The organism is Bacteroides muris (ex Afrizal et al. 2022), assembly GCF_004793475.1.
GTDB lineage: Bacteria > Bacteroidota > Bacteroidia > Bacteroidales > Bacteroidaceae > Bacteroides > Bacteroides muris.
Map to the genome: position 1 here is coordinate 1 of NZ_SRYZ01000148.1, position 303 is coordinate 303.

A 303-nucleotide genomic window follows, 5' to 3' on the forward strand; every position below is an offset into this window, starting at 1 on the left:
ACGTATCTGTTCCATGTTATTATAACCTGATTGGTGTATGACAAAGGTACGATTTATATTTCAAAAAAAGACGAAAGGCGATGGAGATTTTAGTCTCCATCGCCTTTCATTATTTTACTAATCATCATTTCAGTATTACTCACGTAGACTGGTGCAATCCGAAATACTTCTTCATAAAGCAGGTATAAGAAAAACAAAGCAAAAGAATTATACCTGTCAAATACCAATAACCGTAACCTAAACACATTATATATCCTACGACAATGATTGCCTGCACTGCCATGTAAATAGAAGAAACCACCA

1 pseudogene is annotated in these 303 nt (G+C 34.3%); it reads right to left on the reverse strand.

The features are described from left to right. Window positions 1–139: 139 nt before the first annotated feature. Window positions 140–303 (reverse strand): annotated as a pseudogene (locus tag E5355_RS20090) (UDP-GlcNAc--UDP-phosphate GlcNAc-1-phosphate transferase); the annotation flags it as partial.